This is a genomic window from Nonomuraea wenchangensis (genome assembly GCF_900111685.1).
Classification (GTDB): Bacteria; Actinomycetota; Actinomycetes; order Streptosporangiales; family Streptosporangiaceae; genus Nonomuraea; species Nonomuraea wenchangensis.
Genome location: NZ_FOHX01000002.1, coordinates 722,464 through 739,886, shown reverse-complemented (window position 1 = coordinate 739,886; position 17,423 = coordinate 722,464). Strand labels below are relative to the sequence as shown.

17 protein-coding genes are annotated in these 17,423 nt (G+C 71.8%); 11 read left to right on the top strand and 6 right to left on the bottom strand.

All coding sequences use genetic code 11. The annotated features are described in order from the left end of the window. Positions 1-184 precede the first annotated feature (184 nt). Genes BMW85_RS07550 through BMW85_RS50850 form a run of 3 tightly spaced genes read left to right on the top strand, consistent with a single transcriptional unit; the run spans position 185 to position 1,094 of the window. On the top strand, positions 185-643 hold the full coding sequence (locus BMW85_RS07550; protein ID WP_245774675.1) for an excisionase family DNA-binding protein: 459 nt from the start codon (positions 185-187) through the stop codon (positions 641-643). 14 nt (positions 644-657) lie between these two features. Continuing rightward, positions 658-942: a hypothetical protein gene (locus tag BMW85_RS50855; protein WP_245774674.1), complete on the top strand. Its 285-nt coding sequence runs from the start codon at positions 658-660 to the stop codon at positions 940-942. Beyond that, the gene (locus BMW85_RS50850) at positions 936-1,094 is read left to right on the top strand and encodes a VapC50 family PIN domain-containing toxin (protein WP_245774673.1); all 159 of its coding nucleotides are present in this window, start codon (positions 936-938) and stop codon (positions 1,092-1,094) included. Before BMW85_RS50855 ends, BMW85_RS50850 begins: the two co-directional genes overlap by 7 nt. Positions 1,095-1,120: 26 nt before the next feature. On the opposite strand, the gene BMW85_RS07540 is transcribed toward BMW85_RS50850, so the two are convergent. Together BMW85_RS07540 and BMW85_RS07535 are read right to left on the bottom strand one after the other, a co-directional pair. Further along, positions 1,121-1,939, bottom strand: coding sequence for an ABC transporter permease (locus BMW85_RS07540; RefSeq protein ID WP_091078536.1), 819 nt, complete (start codon positions 1,937-1,939; stop codon positions 1,121-1,123). Next, positions 1,936-2,883, bottom strand: coding sequence for an ATP-binding cassette domain-containing protein (locus BMW85_RS07535; protein WP_091078533.1), 948 nt, complete (start codon positions 2,881-2,883; stop codon positions 1,936-1,938). Before BMW85_RS07535 ends, BMW85_RS07540 begins: the two co-directional genes overlap by 4 nt. Before the next feature lie 58 nt (positions 2,884-2,941). On the opposite strand from BMW85_RS07535, the gene BMW85_RS07530 reads away from it, so the two are divergent. Further along, positions 2,942-3,700 carry a TetR/AcrR family transcriptional regulator gene (locus BMW85_RS07530; RefSeq protein ID WP_245774672.1) on the top strand — a complete coding sequence of 253 codons (759 nt, stop codon included), beginning with the start codon at positions 2,942-2,944 and terminating at the stop codon, positions 3,698-3,700. Positions 3,701-3,716: 16 nt separating this feature from the next. Here BMW85_RS07530 and BMW85_RS07525 read toward each other — a convergent pair whose 3' ends face one another. Further along, the gene (locus BMW85_RS07525) at positions 3,717-4,910 is read right to left on the bottom strand and encodes an MFS transporter (protein WP_091078529.1); all 1,194 of its coding nucleotides are present in this window, start codon (positions 4,908-4,910) and stop codon (positions 3,717-3,719) included. 295 nt (positions 4,911-5,205) lie between these two features. Continuing rightward, positions 5,206-5,715 (bottom strand): TetR/AcrR family transcriptional regulator, encoded by a 510-nt coding sequence (locus tag BMW85_RS07520; RefSeq protein ID WP_091078527.1) that lies wholly within the window; start codon positions 5,713-5,715, stop codon positions 5,206-5,208. A gap of 53 nt (positions 5,716-5,768) precedes the next feature. Between BMW85_RS07520 and BMW85_RS07515 the strand changes: the two genes are divergently transcribed. Continuing rightward, positions 5,769-6,932, top strand: coding sequence for a cysteine desulfurase family protein (locus BMW85_RS07515; protein ID WP_281249552.1), 1,164 nt, complete (start codon positions 5,769-5,771; stop codon positions 6,930-6,932). A gap of 60 nt (positions 6,933-6,992) precedes the next feature. Here the strand turns inward: BMW85_RS07515 and BMW85_RS07510 are convergent, their stop codons facing one another. Next, positions 6,993-8,048: a DUF695 domain-containing protein gene (locus BMW85_RS07510; protein ID WP_091078522.1), complete on the bottom strand. Its 1,056-nt coding sequence runs from the start codon at positions 8,046-8,048 to the stop codon at positions 6,993-6,995. A gap of 67 nt (positions 8,049-8,115) precedes the next feature. On the opposite strand from BMW85_RS07510, the gene mnmA reads away from it, so the two are divergent. Next, on the top strand, positions 8,116-9,189 hold the full coding sequence (gene mnmA, locus BMW85_RS07505) for a tRNA 2-thiouridine(34) synthase MnmA (RefSeq protein WP_091078519.1): 1,074 nt from the start codon (positions 8,116-8,118) through the stop codon (positions 9,187-9,189). Here the strand turns inward: mnmA and BMW85_RS07500 are convergent. After that, positions 9,186-9,815 (bottom strand): MBL fold metallo-hydrolase, encoded by a 630-nt coding sequence (locus BMW85_RS07500; protein WP_091078517.1) that lies wholly within the window; start codon positions 9,813-9,815, stop codon positions 9,186-9,188. The genes mnmA and BMW85_RS07500 overlap by 4 nt on opposite strands. Positions 9,816-9,838: 23 nt before the next feature. On the opposite strand from BMW85_RS07500, the gene BMW85_RS07495 reads away from it, so the two are divergent. From BMW85_RS07495 to gatA, 5 genes are all read left to right on the top strand, one after another. Then, positions 9,839-10,825: a methionine synthase gene (locus tag BMW85_RS07495; RefSeq protein WP_091078515.1), complete on the top strand. Its 987-nt coding sequence runs from the start codon at positions 9,839-9,841 to the stop codon at positions 10,823-10,825. A gap of 81 nt (positions 10,826-10,906) precedes the next feature. Further along, positions 10,907-13,108, top strand: a complete 2,202-nt coding sequence (gene ligA / locus BMW85_RS07490) for an NAD-dependent DNA ligase LigA (RefSeq protein ID WP_091078512.1) — start codon at positions 10,907-10,909, stop codon at positions 13,106-13,108. Positions 13,109-13,275: 167 nt separating this feature from the next. Further along, a complete protein-coding gene (locus BMW85_RS07485; RefSeq protein ID WP_091078511.1) occupies positions 13,276-15,345 on the top strand; it encodes a putative bifunctional diguanylate cyclase/phosphodiesterase in 2,070 nt (689 codons plus the stop codon). A 143-nt stretch (positions 15,346-15,488) separates the two neighbouring features. Next, positions 15,489-15,788, top strand: coding sequence for an Asp-tRNA(Asn)/Glu-tRNA(Gln) amidotransferase subunit GatC (gene gatC / locus BMW85_RS07480; protein WP_020544023.1), 300 nt, complete (start codon positions 15,489-15,491; stop codon positions 15,786-15,788). Further along, the gene (gene gatA / locus BMW85_RS07475) at positions 15,785-17,275 is read left to right on the top strand and encodes an Asp-tRNA(Asn)/Glu-tRNA(Gln) amidotransferase subunit GatA (protein ID WP_091078508.1); all 1,491 of its coding nucleotides are present in this window, start codon (positions 15,785-15,787) and stop codon (positions 17,273-17,275) included. Before gatC ends, gatA begins: the two co-directional genes overlap by 4 nt. Positions 17,276-17,423: the final 148 nt, after the last annotated feature.

Here is a 17,423-nt window from a genome sequence, read left to right as displayed (position 1 = left end):
CGGCACACCTGCTCCAGACGCCGTTGAGGATCCGCGCCGCGCCCGGCGAGTTACGGCCACGTTCTTTCACTCCTGGATCACCTCCTGGCCTGCGGGCAGCCTTTCGTCCTGCCTCCAGTACGTGATCGTCCAGCGGTGCTTGCGATTATTTCGTTTATTGCGGATACTGCGATCAGGAGGTGGCATGATGGCAGATGTTCAGGCCAAGCGAGTCCCGCCCGGCACGATCGACACCGAGATGGCTGGTCGCGCCGTACGACGCATCAAGGACTACCTCATGCAGTACCCGGAGCGGTCGCTAATTCGGGTCGCCGGTGAGCATGGCAGCGAAGACCCTCTGATCCTGCCGCGCGAAGCCGTGAGCCTGCTCGCCTTCATCCTCGCTCAGGCAGCCGAAGGGGGAGGGGTCACGGTCATACCCTCGCACGCGGAGCTGACCACGCAGCAGGCGGCGGACATGCTGAATGTCTCCCGCCCCTACCTGATCAAGCTGCTGGAGACGGGAGAGATCCCCTTCCGGTTGATCGGGAAGCATCGGCGGATCACCTACGAGGACTTGCAGAACTACAAGCGCCGTGATGACGCCAAGAGGCGTGCCGCTGCCGACGAGCTTGCTCAGCTGGGCCAGGAGCTGGGCATTTGAGCACGACGTGTGTCGTGGTTTACGACGCGAACGTGCTCTATGGCAACACACTGCGCGATCTGCTCATCCGCCTGGCGATGACAGGACAGATCCAGGTCAGATGGACCCACGGGATCCTCGACGAGATGCAACGCAACCTCGCCGCCAATCGTCCTGACATCCCTTGGGAGAAGCTGGAAAAGCTGCGTCGCCTCATGAACTCCGCTGTGCGTGACTGCTTGGTCGAGGGATACGAGTCCCTGGTGAACATCTCGCCCCATGGCACATCGAGACGCAATCTCCCGACGACTTCGTGCTGAACCAGATCGATCTGCACGGACGCATCGTCTGGGCCTGCGTGCAGCAGATAGCCGACTCGCGGACCCGCCCGCCGGAGACCGTGAACGATGTGCTCGACGCTCTGGAGAGGGCAGGTCTGGTCGAGTCGGTCGCCGCGCTGCGGACTGGGTGAGAACGCCGGGCGGATGCCCGGGCCGTTCAGCGTCCTCCGCGCATGTAGGCGCGGATGGACAGCGGGACGAAGATCGCCAGCAGCGCGGCCGACCACAGCAGGACGGCGGTCACCGGATGCGCGAGTGGCCAGGCCACGTCCCCCGACGGGGCGCCCGGGTTGCCGAACAGCTCGCGTGAGGCGGCGGTGAGCGCGCTCACCGGGTTCCAGTCGGCGAGGAAGCGCAGCCAGCCCGGCATGCCGCCGGTCGGGACGAACGCGTTCGACAACATCGTGACCGGCAGGCCCAGCGGCACCAGCACGTCGGCGACCTGCTCGTTCTTCACCGCCAGGCCGACGTGGACGCCCACCCAGCTCAGCGCGTACCGCAGGACGACCATCAGCAGGAACGCCTGCGTCATGGGGATCAGGCCGTTGCGCGGCTGCCAGCCCACCAGCAGGCCCGCGCCCACCATGATGGCCAGCATCAGCAGGCCGATCAGCAGGTCGGCGCCGGTCTGCCCGAACGGCACCGCCAGGCGCGCCATCGGCATGGAGCGGAACCGGTCCATCACGCCGCGGGAGGCGTCGCCGGCCATCCGGGTCATGACCCCCAGCCATGAGGAGAAGGTCACCATCGCGAACAGGCCGGGCATGAGGTACTCGCGGTAGTCGCCGCCTCCCGGCACCTGGATCGCGCTGCCGAAGACGTACCCGAACAACACCACCATGACGGCAGGGAAGACCAGCGCGGCGACGATCTGTCCGGGCTCCTGCCGCAGCCGGCCCACCTCGCGGCCGACCAGGGTCAGCCCGTCGGTGAGCGTCCAGCGCAGGCGGCCCAGTGGTGAGGTGAGGACGGTCATCGTACGGTCTCCTCGCGGTCGGTGAGGCGCAGGAACACCTCGTCCAGGGTGGGGCGGCGCAGGCTCACGTCGGCGGCGGCGACGCCGGCGCGGTCGAGCTCGCGCACGATGTCGGCGAGCCGGAGACGACGGCCGCCGGGCAGGGCGACGCTGAGCCGGTCGGTGTCCGTCGCCGTGGGGTCGGCGCCGGCGAGCGTGTTCAGTACGGTCATCGCGGCGGGCAGCGCGGCCGGGTCTTCGAGCGTGACGTCGAGGCGGTCGCCGATCGTGGCCTTCAGCTCGTCGGGCGTGCCGTTGGCGATCACCTGCCCGTGGTCGACCACGGCGATGTCGTCGGCCAGCTGGTCGGCCTCGTCCAGGTACTGGGTGGTGAGGAGCACGGTGGTGCCGTCGGCCACCAGTTCGCGGATGCTGTCCCAGATCTCGCCGCGGCTGCGCGGATCCAGGCCCGTGGTGGGCTCGTCCAGGAAGAGCACCTGGGGGCGCAGGATGAGGCAGGTGATCAGGTCGAGGCGGCGCCGCATGCCGCCGGAGTAGCCGGCGACCTGGCGGTCGGCGGCGTCCGTCAGGCCGAAGCGGTCGAGCAGTTCGTCGGCCCGCCGGTGCGCCTCCCGCCGGGACAGGTGGGAGAGACGCCCGAACATGCGCAGGTTGCCCCGGCCGGTGAGCTTGTCGTCCACGGCGGCGTACTGGCCCGCGAGCCCGATCCGCTCGCGTACCTTGCCGGCCTCGCGGACGACGTCGTACCCGGCGATGCGGGCGTGCCCGGCGTCGGGGTCGGACAGGGTCGCCAGGATGCGCACCGCGGTCGTCTTGCCGGCGCCGTTGGGCCCCAGGACGCCGCAGACGGTCCCTCTCGGGACGTTCAGGTCCAGACCTCGTAATGCCTGCGTGTCGCCGAAGGACTTGTGCAGCCCTTCGGCGACCACGATCGGATCGGGCATGACCCCTCCACTGGGTACGTTGTACGCGGTTGCGGGTCAGGCTAGATCACTGGGTACGATGTACGCAACAAGGGAGGACGAGACGGTGGCCGACGCCGAGTACGTCAACATCTGGATGCGGCCCGAGCGCCCCGCCCGCGGGCCGAAGCCGGCCTACAGCCGCGCGCAGATCACCGAGGCGGCGATCCGGATCGCCGACGCCGAAGGGGTCGAGGCCGCCACCATGCGGCGCATCGCGGCCGAGATCGGCGCGGGCGCGATGTCCCTCTACCGGTACGTCCCGAGCCGCGACAACCTGGTCGAGCTCATGGCCGACCGGCTGATGGGCGAGATCGACGTCACGGGCATGCCCTCGGGCGACTGGCGTGCCGACCTGACCCGCTACGCCGACGAGTGGCGGGCCATGTGGCTGCGGCATCCGTGGATCGCCGGCGTGCAGCGGTCGCTGCCCAGCTTCGGCCCCAACCAGCTGCTCCTGATCGAACGGCTGATGGGAGTGCTCGACGCCTTCGTCCCCATCGACGAGAACCTCGGCCTCATGGCCATGCTGAACGGCTACGTCGAGGGCAGCGTGCGCGAGGAGATCAGCTCGGCGGGGGAGTTCCGCCGCAGCGGGCTCAGCGAGTCGGAGTGGATGGCGCGGAGCGGCGCGTACATCGACCAGTTGGTGAAGAGCGGTGATTACCCGATGTTCACCAAGATCGTGACGGAGGCGCGCCAGCCGCACCTGAGCCGTGACGAGCAGTTCCGGCACGGGCTCGGGCGCGTCCTCGACTGCATCGCCGCGGCCCTCCCGGCGCACCGAGAGGGCCTTTGAGAGACGTCGCGGGCGGTCAGGCGGCGGCGGGTTCCCGCTCCCTGGTGACGGGAAGCGCGCTGACCACGGCCGGCTCGCGGCGCGGGAGCAGGCGGCTGGCCAGGGCGATCAGCACGCCGAGTACGACGCCGACGCCGAGCGCGGTACGCAGCGAGGTCGCGTCCGACAGGAACCCGATCACCACCGGGCCCAGCAGCAGGCCCGCGTACCCCATCGCGCCGGCCTGCGCGATCGCCGGGCCGGGGGTGGCGGTCGCCGTGCCGGCCAGGGACAGCGTCAGCGGCGAGATCGTCGCCACGCCGAGTCCGACGAAGAACATCGCGCCCACCGCCACGAGCGCGGCCGGGGCGAGCAGCACGACCGCGAAGAAGCCGGCCGTGGCCAGGCCGGAGACGGTCAGCATGCCGCGTACGCCGTACCTCACGCGCAGGCGGTCGCCGGTCAGCCGGGCGATCAGCATGCCCGCCTCGAAGACCGGGTAGCCGAGCGCGGCCAGGGCCTCGGGGGCGCCGAGCTCGTCGCGCATGTAGAGGCCGTTCCAGTCGGCGACCGTGCCCTCCACCATGAAGGCGAAGAACATGATCGCGCCGAGCAGGTAGACGATCGGCGGCAGGCGCCGGCGGCCTGCGGCGACGGAGCGCTCGGAGGCGGGAGCCTCGGGCAGGTAGGTCCGGCCGACCGCGACCATGAGCGGGAGCGAGACCAGGCCGATCAACGCCACGTTGGCGGTGAACGACAGGCCGACCGCGATGGACAGGCTGCCGACGCCGCCCGCCATGATCGCGCCGACGCACCAGCCGGCGTGCATGCCGTTCATGAGCGGCCGGCCGTACGCCTGCTCGACCGTCGAGCCCTGGGCGTTCATGGCCACGTCCACCATGCCGAACGCCATCCCGAAGAACGCCACGGCCACCATGAGCAGCGGCAGGTCGGGGGCGAAGGCCACGCCGACCAGGGAGAGCGCGGTCAGGGGGCCGCCGACCCGCAGGACCGTCCCGCTGCCCAGCCGGGCCATGACGCGGCGCATGCTCTGCATGGTCACCAGGGCGCCGACGCCCCAGACCAGCAGGACGGAGCCGACCATGGACTCGGACAGCCCGAGTTTGTCGGTCAGCGCCGGGATGCGCACGGTCATCGTGCCCACCATCAGGCCGGCGAGGACGAAAGTGAGGACCGCCCCGTAGCGGGCGTTCCTCAGGGCGCGGGTCATACGGCAACACCTTTCACAGAAAAGTTACTTATGGGGATATTTCGGGCGTGCGGCGGCCGTCGAGGGCGGGCAGACCGCGCGAACGTTCGCGAAACGTTCGCGATGTTCGCGACAGGGAAGGCACGCCAAGCCCCCGACGCCGGACGAGCACTGGCGACGGGACGGATGGGACTAGTGGGATGAAAAAGGGCGGGACCGGAGGGTGGAACAGGATGAGGAGGGAGAAAATTCCAGGGGCCGGCGGGCCTGGAGGGGAGAGGGAAGGGCTTGAGAGTGCGGCGGCGGAGCCGGAGGGTCAGGCGGGCGCGAGCAGCGCCCGCAGGCGCGTCTCCAGAGTCCGCAGATCGGACTCGGAGTTCAGCTCCGGGGCGTGGCTGGCGACGTCCCACAGCCCTTCACAGGCGAGCCGGACGATCTGCGACGTCACCGGGTCGGGCTCGTCCTCCAGGTCCTCGCTGTGCCAGCGGGCCATCGCTTCGCGCAGCGGCGCGAGCAGGAGCAGGTTTCCCGACGCGCCGGTGACCACGGCCCAGCGTCGCAGCCGGCCCGTGCGCACCGCCGCCAGGGTCGCCCCCAGATAGCGCTCGGTGTAGGTGGCGTCCTGCTGGGCCGTCATGAGCTGGTCGAAATCCTCGATCAGCCGCTCGACCATGCCCTTGATCAGGGCTTCCTTCGAGTTGAAGTGGTAGAGCAGCCCGCCCTTGCTGACACCGGCCCGGTCGGCCACCGCGGAGAGGGTGAGCGCGGCCGAGCCCTGGTCGCAGAGGATCTCCTCCGCCGCGTCCAAAAGCTCGTCCCTTCGCATGCCTCTACTGTACCGGCCGGACGGTACAGTCGCAAACGAGATACCCTGAGTCGGTGACCAGACCGTCCGCCTATCTAGATCATGCCGCGACCACGCCCATGCTCCCCGAGGCGATCGAGGCCATGACGGAGCAACTCCGGCGGGTCGGAAACCCTTCCTCCCTGCACGCCGCCGGCCGGCAGACGCGCCGGGTGGTGGAGGAGTCGCGCGAGAGCATCGCCGACGCGCTCGGCGCCCGGCCCAGCGAGGTCGTGTTCACCTCCGGCGGCACCGAGGCCGACAACCTGGCGATCAAGGGCCTCTACTGGGCGCGCCGGCCCCGGCGGCGGGTGCTGCTCAGCGCCATCGAGCACCACGCCGCGCTCGACCCCGCCCACTGGCTGGCCGAGAGCCAGGGCGCCGAGGTCGAGCTGCTGGAGGTCGACGAGCACGGCATGGTGCACCCCGACACGCTGCGGGCCGCCGTCGAGCGCGACCCCGACGACGTCGCCGTGATCAGCGTGATGTGGGCCAACAACGAGGTCGGCACCGTCCAGCCGCTCCACGTGCTCGCGGCCGTCGCCCACGACCACGGCATCCCGTTCCACACCGACGCGGTGCAGGCCGTCGGGCAGTTGCCGGTGTCGTTCGCCGCGTCGGGGGCCGACGCGCTCACGCTCACCGGGCACAAGGTCGGCGGCCCGATGGGGGCCGGCGCGCTGCTGCTGGCCCGGGGCCTCACGCCGGTGCCGGTCCAGCACGGCGGCGGCCAGGAGCGCGACGTACGCTCCGGCACCCTCGACGCCCCCGCCATCGCCGGGCTCGCGGCGGCGGTCCGCACCGCCGTCGCCCACCAGGAGGAGACGAGCCGCCATCTGACCGCGCTGCGCGACGAGCTCATCGAACGTGTCCGCCAGGCCGTCCCCGGCGTCGTGCTCAACGGCCATCCCACCGAGCGGCTGCCCGGCAACGCCCACTTCTCCTTCCCCGGCTGCGAGGGCGACGCGCTGCTCATGCTGCTCGACGCCAAGGGGGTGGAGTGCTCGACCGGCTCGGCCTGCTCGGCGGGCGTGGCCCAGCCGTCGCACGTGCTGCTGGCGATGGGGGCCGCCGCCGCCGCGGCCAGGGGCTCGCTGCGCTTCTCCCTCGGACACACCTCGACCAGGGAGGACATCGACCGCCTGATCGAGGTGCTGCCCGCCGCCGTCGAACGCGCCCGCCGCGCCGGCCTGAGCTGAGCGCCCGCCCGAGGGCTGAGCGCCCCGCCCCCGAACCGAACCGCCTCCGGAGGCTGATCGCTAGCTGAGGAACGGCGAGACGGCCGTCCAGGCGGGATCGGCGGCGACGTCCACCCGGGGCTCGCCCTCCTCCCAGCTCACGATCAGCTCCTTGGCGTGGATCGCGGCGTCACCGGTCGGATCGGCGTAGACGTGGATGGTCCGCTGCCCCTCGGCGCTCAGGTGCGCGGCCAGCACCGCGTCGTCGCGCAGCTTGAGCAGGCGGGCGGCCAGCCGCTCCTCGAAGTCGCGCAGCGCCGCCAGGGACTCGCCGATCGGCAGCCCGGCCTCGTCGCGGTGCGCGTACGGGAGCGTGATCGCGATGTGCTGGTCGAAGAGCGGATGATCGACCGGCCGCAGCGGGTAGCGGGCGGTGGCCACCAGCGGCGCGCCGCCGGCCGTCTGGCCCTCCAGCAGCACCCACTCCTCCTCGTCGTAGCCGGAGGCGAGGTCGGCGACCACGGCGGGCAGGTGCGGGGCGGCCACGGCGTCGATCGGTTCGAACGTCACCGCCGTGATCTCGCCCACCCACCGGGCCACCTCGTCCTCGCCGAGGATCCAGTCGAGGGCGAGCAGCGCGGCGTCCAGCCTGACGTCCTCGTCGAGCTCGGCGAAGATCGGGTGGTAGGCGGCCACGTCCACGCGCGGCTGGTTGCGCGGCGCCCGCAGGCCGAGCACGAGCTTGTCCAGCGCGAAGTCGAACCCGCCCACGTCCAGCGTGAGCTCGGCCGCCTGCGGATTGGCCTGCCGCGACGGATGGAACTCCCACAGCAGGTCGGCCGGCGGCGCTGCCTTGGCCCAGCGGTGCGCGAGCGGGCGCAGCTCGGCGTCGCCCGCCGAGGTCACCACCAGGGCGTGCATGGCGTTGCGGCCGGGCGCGATCTCCCACACCAGGTCGGGGTGCACGGCCGCCACGGCGGGCGCCACCAGGTCCTCCAGCCCCGCGGTGTCGCCCGCGGCCACCAGCGCGTCGACGGCCGGCCTGGTCTCCTGCCACCACGTCCAGAATCCGGCGAGCCCGTCCTCGGATGACCCGCCGCCGTCGTCCTCGGCGTCCTTGCGCCCGAACAGTCGCATGTGCTGAATCCTGGCAGACACGGGGCGCGCTCGCGCACTCCGCGCCGGACAGTACGCTGGAACGGTCATGGGACTGCGTGTGCTTGCCGCCATGTCGGGCGGCGTCGACTCAGCCGTGGCCGCCGCTCGCATCGCCGAGGCCGGTCACGACGTCACCGGTGTGCACCTCGCGTTGTCGGCCAACCCCCAATCCCATCGCACGGGCGCCCGGGGCTGCTGCACGATCGAGGACTCCCGCGACGCCCGCCGGGCGGCCGACGTGATCGGCATCCCCTTCTACATCTGGGACATGGCCGAGCGTTTCCAACGCGACGTGATCGAGGACTTCGTCGCCGAGTACGCCGCCGGCCGCACGCCCAACCCGTGCCTGCGCTGCAACGAGAAGATCAAGTTCGCGGCGGTGCTCGACCGGGCGCTGGCGCTCGGGTTCGACGCCGTGGCCACCGGCCACCACGCCCGGCTGGCCGACGGCGTGCTGTCCAGGAGCCCCGACCAGGGCAAGGACCAGTCCTACGTGCTCGGCGTGCTCACCCGCGAGCAGCTCGCCCACGCGATCTTCCCGCTCGGCGACTCGACCAAGGCCGAGGTGCGCGCCGAGGCGGCCCGGCGCGGGCTGACGGTCGCCGACAAGCCCGACAGCCACGACATCTGCTTCATCGCCGACGGCGACACCCGCGGCTTCCTCGCCGACCGGCTGGGCTCGGCCGAGGGCCCCATCGTGGACGAGGAGGGCGCGGTCGTCGGCAGCCACCAGGGCGCCCACGGGTTCACCGTCGGGCAGCGCAAGGGCCTGCGCATCGACCGGCCCGCGCCCGACGGCCGGCCGCGCTACGTGCTGTCCATCGAGCCGGTGAGCAACACCGTCAAGGTCGGGCCGCGTTCGGCGCTGGAGGTCACCACGATCCACTGCGGCCCGCCCGTCTGGAACGGCCCCGACCGGCGCGACGACCTCACCGTCCAGCTCCGCGCCCACGGCGAGGTCTACGGCTGCCGGTTCGCCGAGGTCGCCGGCGGCCTGCGCATCGACCTCGACCGCCCGGCCACCGGAGTGGCGGCCGGCCAGGCGGCCGTGCTCTACTCCGGCGACACGGTCATCGGCTCCGCCACGATCAGGTCGGCGAGCAGGGGCGAGGCCGGCTAGAGGGTCACCGACTCGCCGACCGCGAGGCGGCGGATGTCGGCGCCCTGTTTGTCGGCCTCCATCTTCAGCCAGTTGTCCACCAGCGCGAGCCCGATGTCGCTGTAGAGGGCGTCGTGGGTCGAGTAGGCCCGCGCCGGCCGCACCGTGCGGAGATAGTCCACCATCTCCGCCAGCTTCAGCCACGGCGCGCCGGTCGGCACCAGCAGCGTGGGCACCTCGGCCGGGGGCACGGTCAGGGCGTCGCCGGGGTAGAAGACCTCGTCGTCCAGCAGGAAGCCGACGTTCTGGACGACCGCCATGTCGGGATGGTTGAGCGCGTGCCGCTCGCCGAACACCCGCACCCGGAAACCGGCCGCCTCGAAGGCGTCGCCGTCGCGCACCACCCGCACCTTGCCCGGCACCTCGGACAGCTGGGCCGCCACGCCCTCACAGGTGAAGATCTCCAGGCCGGGCGAGGACTCGCGCAGCTTGGCCACGTCCACGTGGTCGAAGTGCTCATGCGTGATCAGCACGGCGTCGGCGCCGTCGAGCACCGGGTCCCGGGTGAAGGCTCCCGGGTCGATGACGAGGACCTTGCCGTCCTTCTCCAGGCGGACGCACGCGTGACCGTATTTCGTGAGCTCCATGGCGAAGAGCCTACGCTTGTGCCATGTCAACGTGGGAAGCCACCGGGGTCGGCTCGCACCCGGGCGACGATCATCTTGAGGCGATCAGAGTCGTGTTCGGCGAGGTGCCCGGACTGCCCTATCTGCCCGAGCTGCCCGCGCGGGGCGTCGGCGCCGACCTGATCGGCCGGACCGCCTCGCTGCTGGTCGACCTGCCCGTCGAGGTGCAGCCGTCGGGGTGGCGGATCGCCGACCGGCCGGGCCGCGACCATCAGCGGGCCGTCGACCACCTGCGGCGCGACCTCGACGGGCTGGAGGAGATCGGCCACGACTACGAGGGGCCGCTCAAGCTGCAGGTGTGCGGGCCGTGGACGCTGGCCGGGGCGGTCGAGCTGCGGCACGGCGACAAGATGCTCTCCGACGCGGGGGCCGTACGCGACCTGACGGCCTCGCTGGCCCAGGGCGTGGCCGACCACTGCGCCGAGGTGCGGCGGCGGCTGCCCGGCGTGACGGAGATCGTGCTGCAGCTCGACGAGCCCGGCCTGCCGGGGGTGCTGGCGGGCACGGTGCCGACGGCGTCCGGGTTCGGGCGGCTGGCGGCCGTGGAGGAGTGGCGGGTGGAGGAGTCGCTGCGGCTGTTCGGCGAGCCGGTGGTGCACTGCTGCGCGCCCGCGGTCCCGTTCGCGCTGCTGCGGCGGGCCAAGGCGCGCGGGGTCTCCGTCGACGCCTCCCTGCTGCGGCGGCGCGACGAGGAGGAGCTGGGCGAGCTGGTCGAGGCGGGGATGACGCTGTTCCTGGGGGTCGTGCCGGGCGCCGGCAACCGGCTGCCGGACCTGGGGGCGATCGCCAGGCCGGCGGTGGAGCTGTGGCGGCGGCTCGGGTTCGCGCCGGACGAGCTGGCCGGGCGGGTCGTGCTCACGCCCGCGTGCGGGCTGGCCGGGGCGTCGCCGGCGTACGCGCGGGCGGCGCTGGCCGCCTGCCGCAAGGCCGCCCGCGTGCTCAAGGACGATCCGGCGGGCGGCGAGGGCTAGCGGCACGCCTTTCGTAAGCACCGTGTTGTCGGTGCCCGGCGGTAGCGTTTGCTCAGGTTGCCGTACGGAAGGAGAGCCCGCGTGAGCGAGTCGAGCGCTGAGGTCGAAGGCGTGCCCGTGGCCGCGCTCAAGCGGCACGCCGAGCTGAGCGATCTGGTCGAGGACGCCCGCTGGCGCTACTACGTGCTCGACCAGCCGACGGTCAGTGACGCACAGTTCGACGCGTGGTTCGGGGAGCTGCTGGCCCTGGAGGAGGCCCATCCGTCGCTGCAGACGCCCGACTCACCGACGCAAAAGGTGGGGGCGCCGCCCTCGGGCGACTTCGCCAAGGTCCAGCACCTGGCCAGGATGGAGAGCCTCGACAACGCGTTCACCGCCGAGGACATGGCGGCCTGGCAGGCCCGCGCCGAGCGGCTGGCCGAGGGCGACCCCGGGCCCTATCTGTGCGAGCTGAAGATCGACGGCCTGGCCATCGCGCTGGTCTATCGCGACGGCAGGCTGGAGCGGGGCGCCACCCGCGGCGACGGGCGCACCGGCGACGACGTGACGGACAACGTCCGCACGATCCAGGGCGTGCCCCACCGGCTCACCGGCGACGACGTGCCGAGCCTGGTCGAGGTGCGCGGCGAGGTCTACATCCCGGTCGAGGGCTTCAGACGGCTCAACGAGCAGCTCGTCGAGCAGGGCAAGCCGCCCTTCGCCAACCCGCGCAACTCCGCCGCAGGCACCCTCCGCCAGAAGGACCCGCGGGTCACCGCGCAGCGGCCGCTGCGGATGCTGGTGCACGGCGTCGGCGTCTGGGAGGGCGCGGTCGCGCCGCGCACGCAGTCGGAGACCTACGCGCGGCTGCGCGAGTTCGGGCTGCCGGTCAGCGACCTCTACAAGGTGGTGCCGACGCTCACCGAGGTCGACGAGTTCATCGAGCACTACCGGGTGCACCGGCACGACCCGGCCTACGAGATCGACGGGGTCGTGGTCAAGGTCGACGACCTGCGCACGCAGCGCGAGCTGGGCTCGACCTCGCGCGCGCCGCGGTGGGCGATGGCCTTCAAATACCCGCCCGAGGAGGTCAACACCAAGCTGCTCGACATCCAGGTGGGGGTGGGGCGCACCGGGCGGGTGACGCCGTTCGCGGTGATGGAGCCGGTGGTGGTGTCCGGGTCCACGGTCGAGCGGGCCACGCTGCACAACGCCGCGATCGTGCAGAAGAAGGGCGTCCTCATCGGCGACACGGTCGTGCTGCGCAAGGCCGGCGACGTCATCCCCGAGGTCGTGGGGCCGGTGACGGCGCTGCGCGACGGGTCCGAGCGGGAGTTCGTCATGCCGACGCACTGCCCCGAGTGCGGCACGCTGCTCGCGTACGAGAAGGAGGGCGACGCCGACCTGCGCTGCCCCAACGCCCGGGCCTGCCCGGCGCAGATCCGCGAGCGCGTCTACTTCGCGGCCGGGCGGCGGGCGCTCGACATCGACGGGCTCGGCTACGTCGCGGCCACCGCGCTCTCCCAGCCGTTGCCGCCGCAGGAGCCGGTGGTGCGCACCGAGGCCGACCTGTTCGACCTCACGCTGGAGCAGTTGCTGCCCATCAGGTCCGTGGTCCGCGACCCCGACTCCGGCCTGCCCAAGATCGACCCGAAGACCGGTGAGGAAAAGGTCGTCACCCTCTTCTCCAACCAGAACGGCGAGCCCAGCGCCGGGGCGCGGCTGCTCATCCAGGAGCTGGAGCGGGCCAAGCAGGTCCCGCTCGCGCAGCTCCTGGTGGCGCTGTCGATCCGGCACGTCGGGCCGCCCACGGCGCGCGACCTCGCGGCCGCCCTGCGCTCGATCGACGCGATCATGAACGCGTCCGAGGAGGAGCTGGCCGCGATCGAGGGCATCGGGCCGCGGGTGGCGGCGACGATCAAGGAGTGGTTCGAGGTCGACTGGCACCGAGAGATCATCGAGCGGTGGCGGGCCGCCGGGGTGCGGATGGAGGACGAGCCCGCGCCGGAGAAGGGGCCGCAGACGCTCGAAGGGCTGACGTTCGTGGTGACGGGCACCCTGGAGGGCTACACGCGCGACTCGGCCTCCGACGCGCTCGCCGCGCGGGGCGGGAAGGTGGCCTCGTCGGTGTCGAAGAAGACGTCGTTCCTGATCGCGGGGGACAACGCGGGGTCGAAGTACGACAAGGCGGTGACGCTCGGGGTGCCGATCCTGGACGGGGCCGGGTTCGAGGTGCTGCTGAAGAACGGGCCGGAGGCGGCGGCCGAGGCGGCGGCCGAGGCGGCGGTCAGACCGGAGGCGTAAGGGCCGAGCGGCGTACGCGGCCGGTACGGACCGGGCAGGGTTTGCTACGTACGGTGGTTTTTGGGTATATGTCGGAAAGGAGAACTACGGACCGTACGCGCTTGGTTTCGCGAAGTGGGCTGAAGGTCGTACCCTCCCATAGTGACCTCATGGGGGTTCTGTTATCGATGACTGACCCAACCGACACCCGCGACACCGGACCACGCGTCGGCACGCCGCTCTGGGCGTTCCTCGCCGGCATCACGGTGATCGGCTTCACCGCTCTGCTCGTGGCCATGCTCAGGCTCGACGCCACGGGGCTCACCGCGCTGGCCCGCACCGCACTGTTCTGGGTGCTGGTGGTCCTCGTGATCCTCGGCGAGCTGCGGCCCGTGATGGTGTCCTCCGCCGCCTCGGTGGGCGGCACCTACCCGTCCACCATGTTCACCTTCGCCGTGCTGCTGCACTACGGGCTGCCGGTCGCGGTGCTGCTGCAGGCCGTCGCGGTCGCGCTCAACGGCGTGCTGACGCGCAAGGCGTGGCACCGGGTCATGTTCAACATCGCGCAGTCGACCCTCGCGCTCACCGCCGCGGCCGTGGTCCTGGGGGCGTTCGGCATCGCGCCGAGCCCGTCCGTGCCCTGGGAGCCCGACGTGCCCGGCCTGGTGCCGATCGCGCTGGCCGGGATCGCCTACTTCGCCACCCGTGCCACCCTCGTCAGCGGCGCGGTCGCGCTGCACGAGCGGCGCTCCATCGTCCGGGTGCTGCGGGTCACCGTGGGGCCGCAGAGCCTCGTCTACGTCGCGCTGCTCGGCATGGCGCCGCTGGTCGTCGTGGTCATGAACCACACGCCCGGCCTCGTGCCGCTGTTCGTCGCGCCGCTCGCGGCCGTCTACTTCACCGCCACGCTGTCCATGCGCCGCGACCACCAGGCGATGCACGACGAGCTGACCGGCCTGCCCAACCGCAAGATGCTCATCGTGAGCACCGAGGAGGCGCTGGCCGAGGCCCGCCACGACGAGCGGGTCGGCCTGTTCCTGCTCGACCTCGACCGGTTCAAGGAGGTCAACGACACGATGGGCCACCCGGTGGGCGACCGGCTGCTGCAGATGGTCGCGCACCGCCTGACCCACTCCGTGCGCCCCGGCGACGTGGTGGCCCGGCTGGGCGGCGACGAGTTCGCCGTGCTGCTGCCCTCGATCCGCGACACCCACGCGGCCCGCGAGGTCGCGGCTCGGCTGCGCGCGGCGCTGACCGAGCCGGTGCGGCTGGAGGGCATGACGTTCGACGTGGACGCCTCGGTCGGCATCGCGCTCTACCCGGACCACGCCCCCGACTTCGAGCTGCTGCTCCAGCGCGCCGACGTGGCGATGTACCTCGCGAAGGAGGGGCGCACCGGCGTCGAGCTCTACCAGCCGGACAAGGACCGCAACTCGCCCGAGCGGCTGACGTTACTGGGTGACCTGCGACGCGCCATCGACGGCGGCGAGCTGCGGCTGCACTACCAGCCCGAGGTCGGGCTGGGCAGCGGCGCGGTGCGGGGCGTGGAGGCGCTGCTGCGCTGGCGGCATCCGGTGCACGGGATGATCCCGCCGTCGGAGTTCGTGCCGCTGGCGGAGCAGTCCTATCTGATGCGGCAGCTCACGGCGTACGTGATCGAGCAGGCGCTGGCGCAGGCCGCGTCCTGGTGGCACGGCGGGCTGCGGGTGCCGGTCTCGGTCAACATCTCGGCCCGCGACCTGCTCGACTCCGCGCTGCCCGAGCAGCTGGAGGTGGGGCTGGCCCGCTACGGGCTGCCGCCCGCGGCCATCCAGCTCGAGGTGACCGAGCGCATCCTGACCGGCGACCAGGCCTACACGCAGGAGACCATCAAGGCGCTCGCCACGCTGGGCGTGCCGCTGTCGCTGGACGACTTCGGCACTGGCTACTCCTCGCTCATCCGGCTGCAGCGGCTGGCGGTGTCCGAGGTCAAGATCGACGCCTCGTTCGTGCGCAGGATCGCCGACTCCGAGGACGACGACCGGATCGTCCGCTCGATCGTCGACCTGGTGCGCTCGCTCGGGCTGCGCTCGGTCGCCGAGGGCGTCGAGTCGGACGACGTCGCCATGCGGCTGGCCGAGATGGGCTGCGACGTGGGGCAGGGGTGGCTGTTCGGCGAGCCGATGCCGGCCGCGGAGATGACGGCCTGGCTGCGCGAGCGCGCCGGGGCCCCGTCCGCCGAGTACGGCTACCAGCCCGAGGTGACCCACACCGCCTGACCATGCCGACGTGCTTCGTGGGAGCGCTTCCAACGAACGCCGCGCGGATGTTGCCAGGGAGTTAATCGTTCAGGTGCGCTGCGTCAAGCCCCCTAGGATGGCATTGTCCAAAGACTCCATCCACGAAACGGGTTAAACGACTCATGTCCGCCATAACCCGCGACGAGGTCGCACACCTGGCCCGGTTGTCCAGGCTGGCGCTCACGGACGACGAGCTCGACCACTACGCCACCCAGCTCGATGCCATCATCGAGTCGGTCGCGAAGGTGGCCGAGGTCGCGGCCGAGGACGTTCCGCCTTCGTCGCACGCGCTTCCGCTCACCAATGTCTTCCGTGCCGACGAGGCGCGGCCGTCCCTGACCCCCGAGCAGGCGCTCTCCGGCGCGCCCGCCGTCGAGGACGACCGCTTCCAGGTGCCGCGCATCCTCGGGGAGGAGGCATGAGTCTCATCCGCAAGACCGCCGCCCAGCTCGGATCCATGATCGCCGCGGGCGAGGTGTCGGCCGTCGAGGTGGCCGAGGCGCACCTCGACCGCATGGCCGAGGTGGAGCCCAAGGTCCAGGCGTTCCTGCACGTCGACCGCGAGGTGACGCTGGAGCAGGCGCGGGCGGTCGACGCCCGGCTGCGCGCGGGCGAGAAGCTGGGCCCGCTGGCCGGCGTGCCGATCGCGCACAAGGACATCTTCACCACCCGCGACATGCCGACCACGGCGGCGTCCAAGATCCTGGAGGGCTGGCGGCCCCCCTACGACGCGACCGTCACGGCCCGGCTGCGCGAGGCCGGGCTGGTCATCCTCGGCAAGACCAACCTCGACGAGTTCGCCATGGGCTCCTCGACCGAGAACTCCGCCTACCACGTCACCCGCAACCCGTGGGACCTGACGCGGGTGCCCGGCGGCTCCTCCGGCGGCTCCAGCGCCGCGGTGGCGGCCTACGAGGCGCCGCTGTCCACCGGCACCGACACCGGCGGCTCGATCCGGCAGCCGGCCTCGGTCACCGGCATCGTGGGCATGAAGCCGACCTACGGCGGCTCGTCCCGCTACGGCCTCATCGCCTTCGCCAGCTCGCTCGACACGCCGGGCCCCTTCGCCCGCAACGTGCTCGACGCGGCGCTGCTGCACGAGGCGTTCTCCGGCCACGACCCGATGGACTCCACCTCCATCGACGCGCCGGTCCCGAGCGTGGTCGAGGCGGCCCGCAACCCCGACATCGCCGGCCTGCGCGTCGGCGTCGTCAAGGAGTTCTCCGGCGAGGGCTACCAGACCGGCGTGCTGGCCCGCTACCACGAGGCCGTCAAGCTGCTGGAGTCGCTGGGCGCCACCGTGGTCGAGGTGTCCTGCCCGTCGTTCACCACGGCGCTGCCGGCCTACTACCTGATCGCGCCGTCGGAGTGCTCGTCCAACCTGGCCCGCTTCGACGCCATGCGCTACGGCCTGCGCGTCGGCGACGACGGCAGCCGCAGCGCCGAGGAGGTCATGGCGCTGACCCGCGCCGCCGGCTTCGGCCCGGAGGTCAAGCGGCGCATCATGCTCGGCACGTACGCGCTGTCCAGCGGCTACTACGACGCCTACTACGGTCAGGCGCAGAAGGTCCGCACCGTCATCGCGCGCGAGTTCGAGGCCGCCTACCAGCAGGTGGACGTCCTGGTCTCGCCGACCACGCCGACCACGGCGTTCGCGATCGGCGAGCGCGCCGACGACCCGATGGCGATGTACCTCGCCGACCTGTGCACCATCCCGTCCAACCTCGCGGGCAACGCGGCCATGTCGGTGCCGTGCGGCCTCGCCGACGAGGACGGCCTGCCGGTCGGTCTCCAGATCATGGCCCCGGTGCTCGCCGACGACCGCTGCTACCGCGTCGGCGCCGCCATCGAGCGCGCCCTGGAGAGCCGCTGGGGCGGCAGCCTCCTGTCCCAGGCCCCGGAGCTGTAGGACTGCGGGCTGTCAGACGCGGACCGCAGGACGAGGGAGGAGACGGCGGCATGCTCACGCGCATCGGGATCGACGGGTTCAGGTCCTTCCTGGACTTCGCCCTCGACGTGCCGCCGTCCCCACGCGAGCATGGCCCTGTCCCACCGGC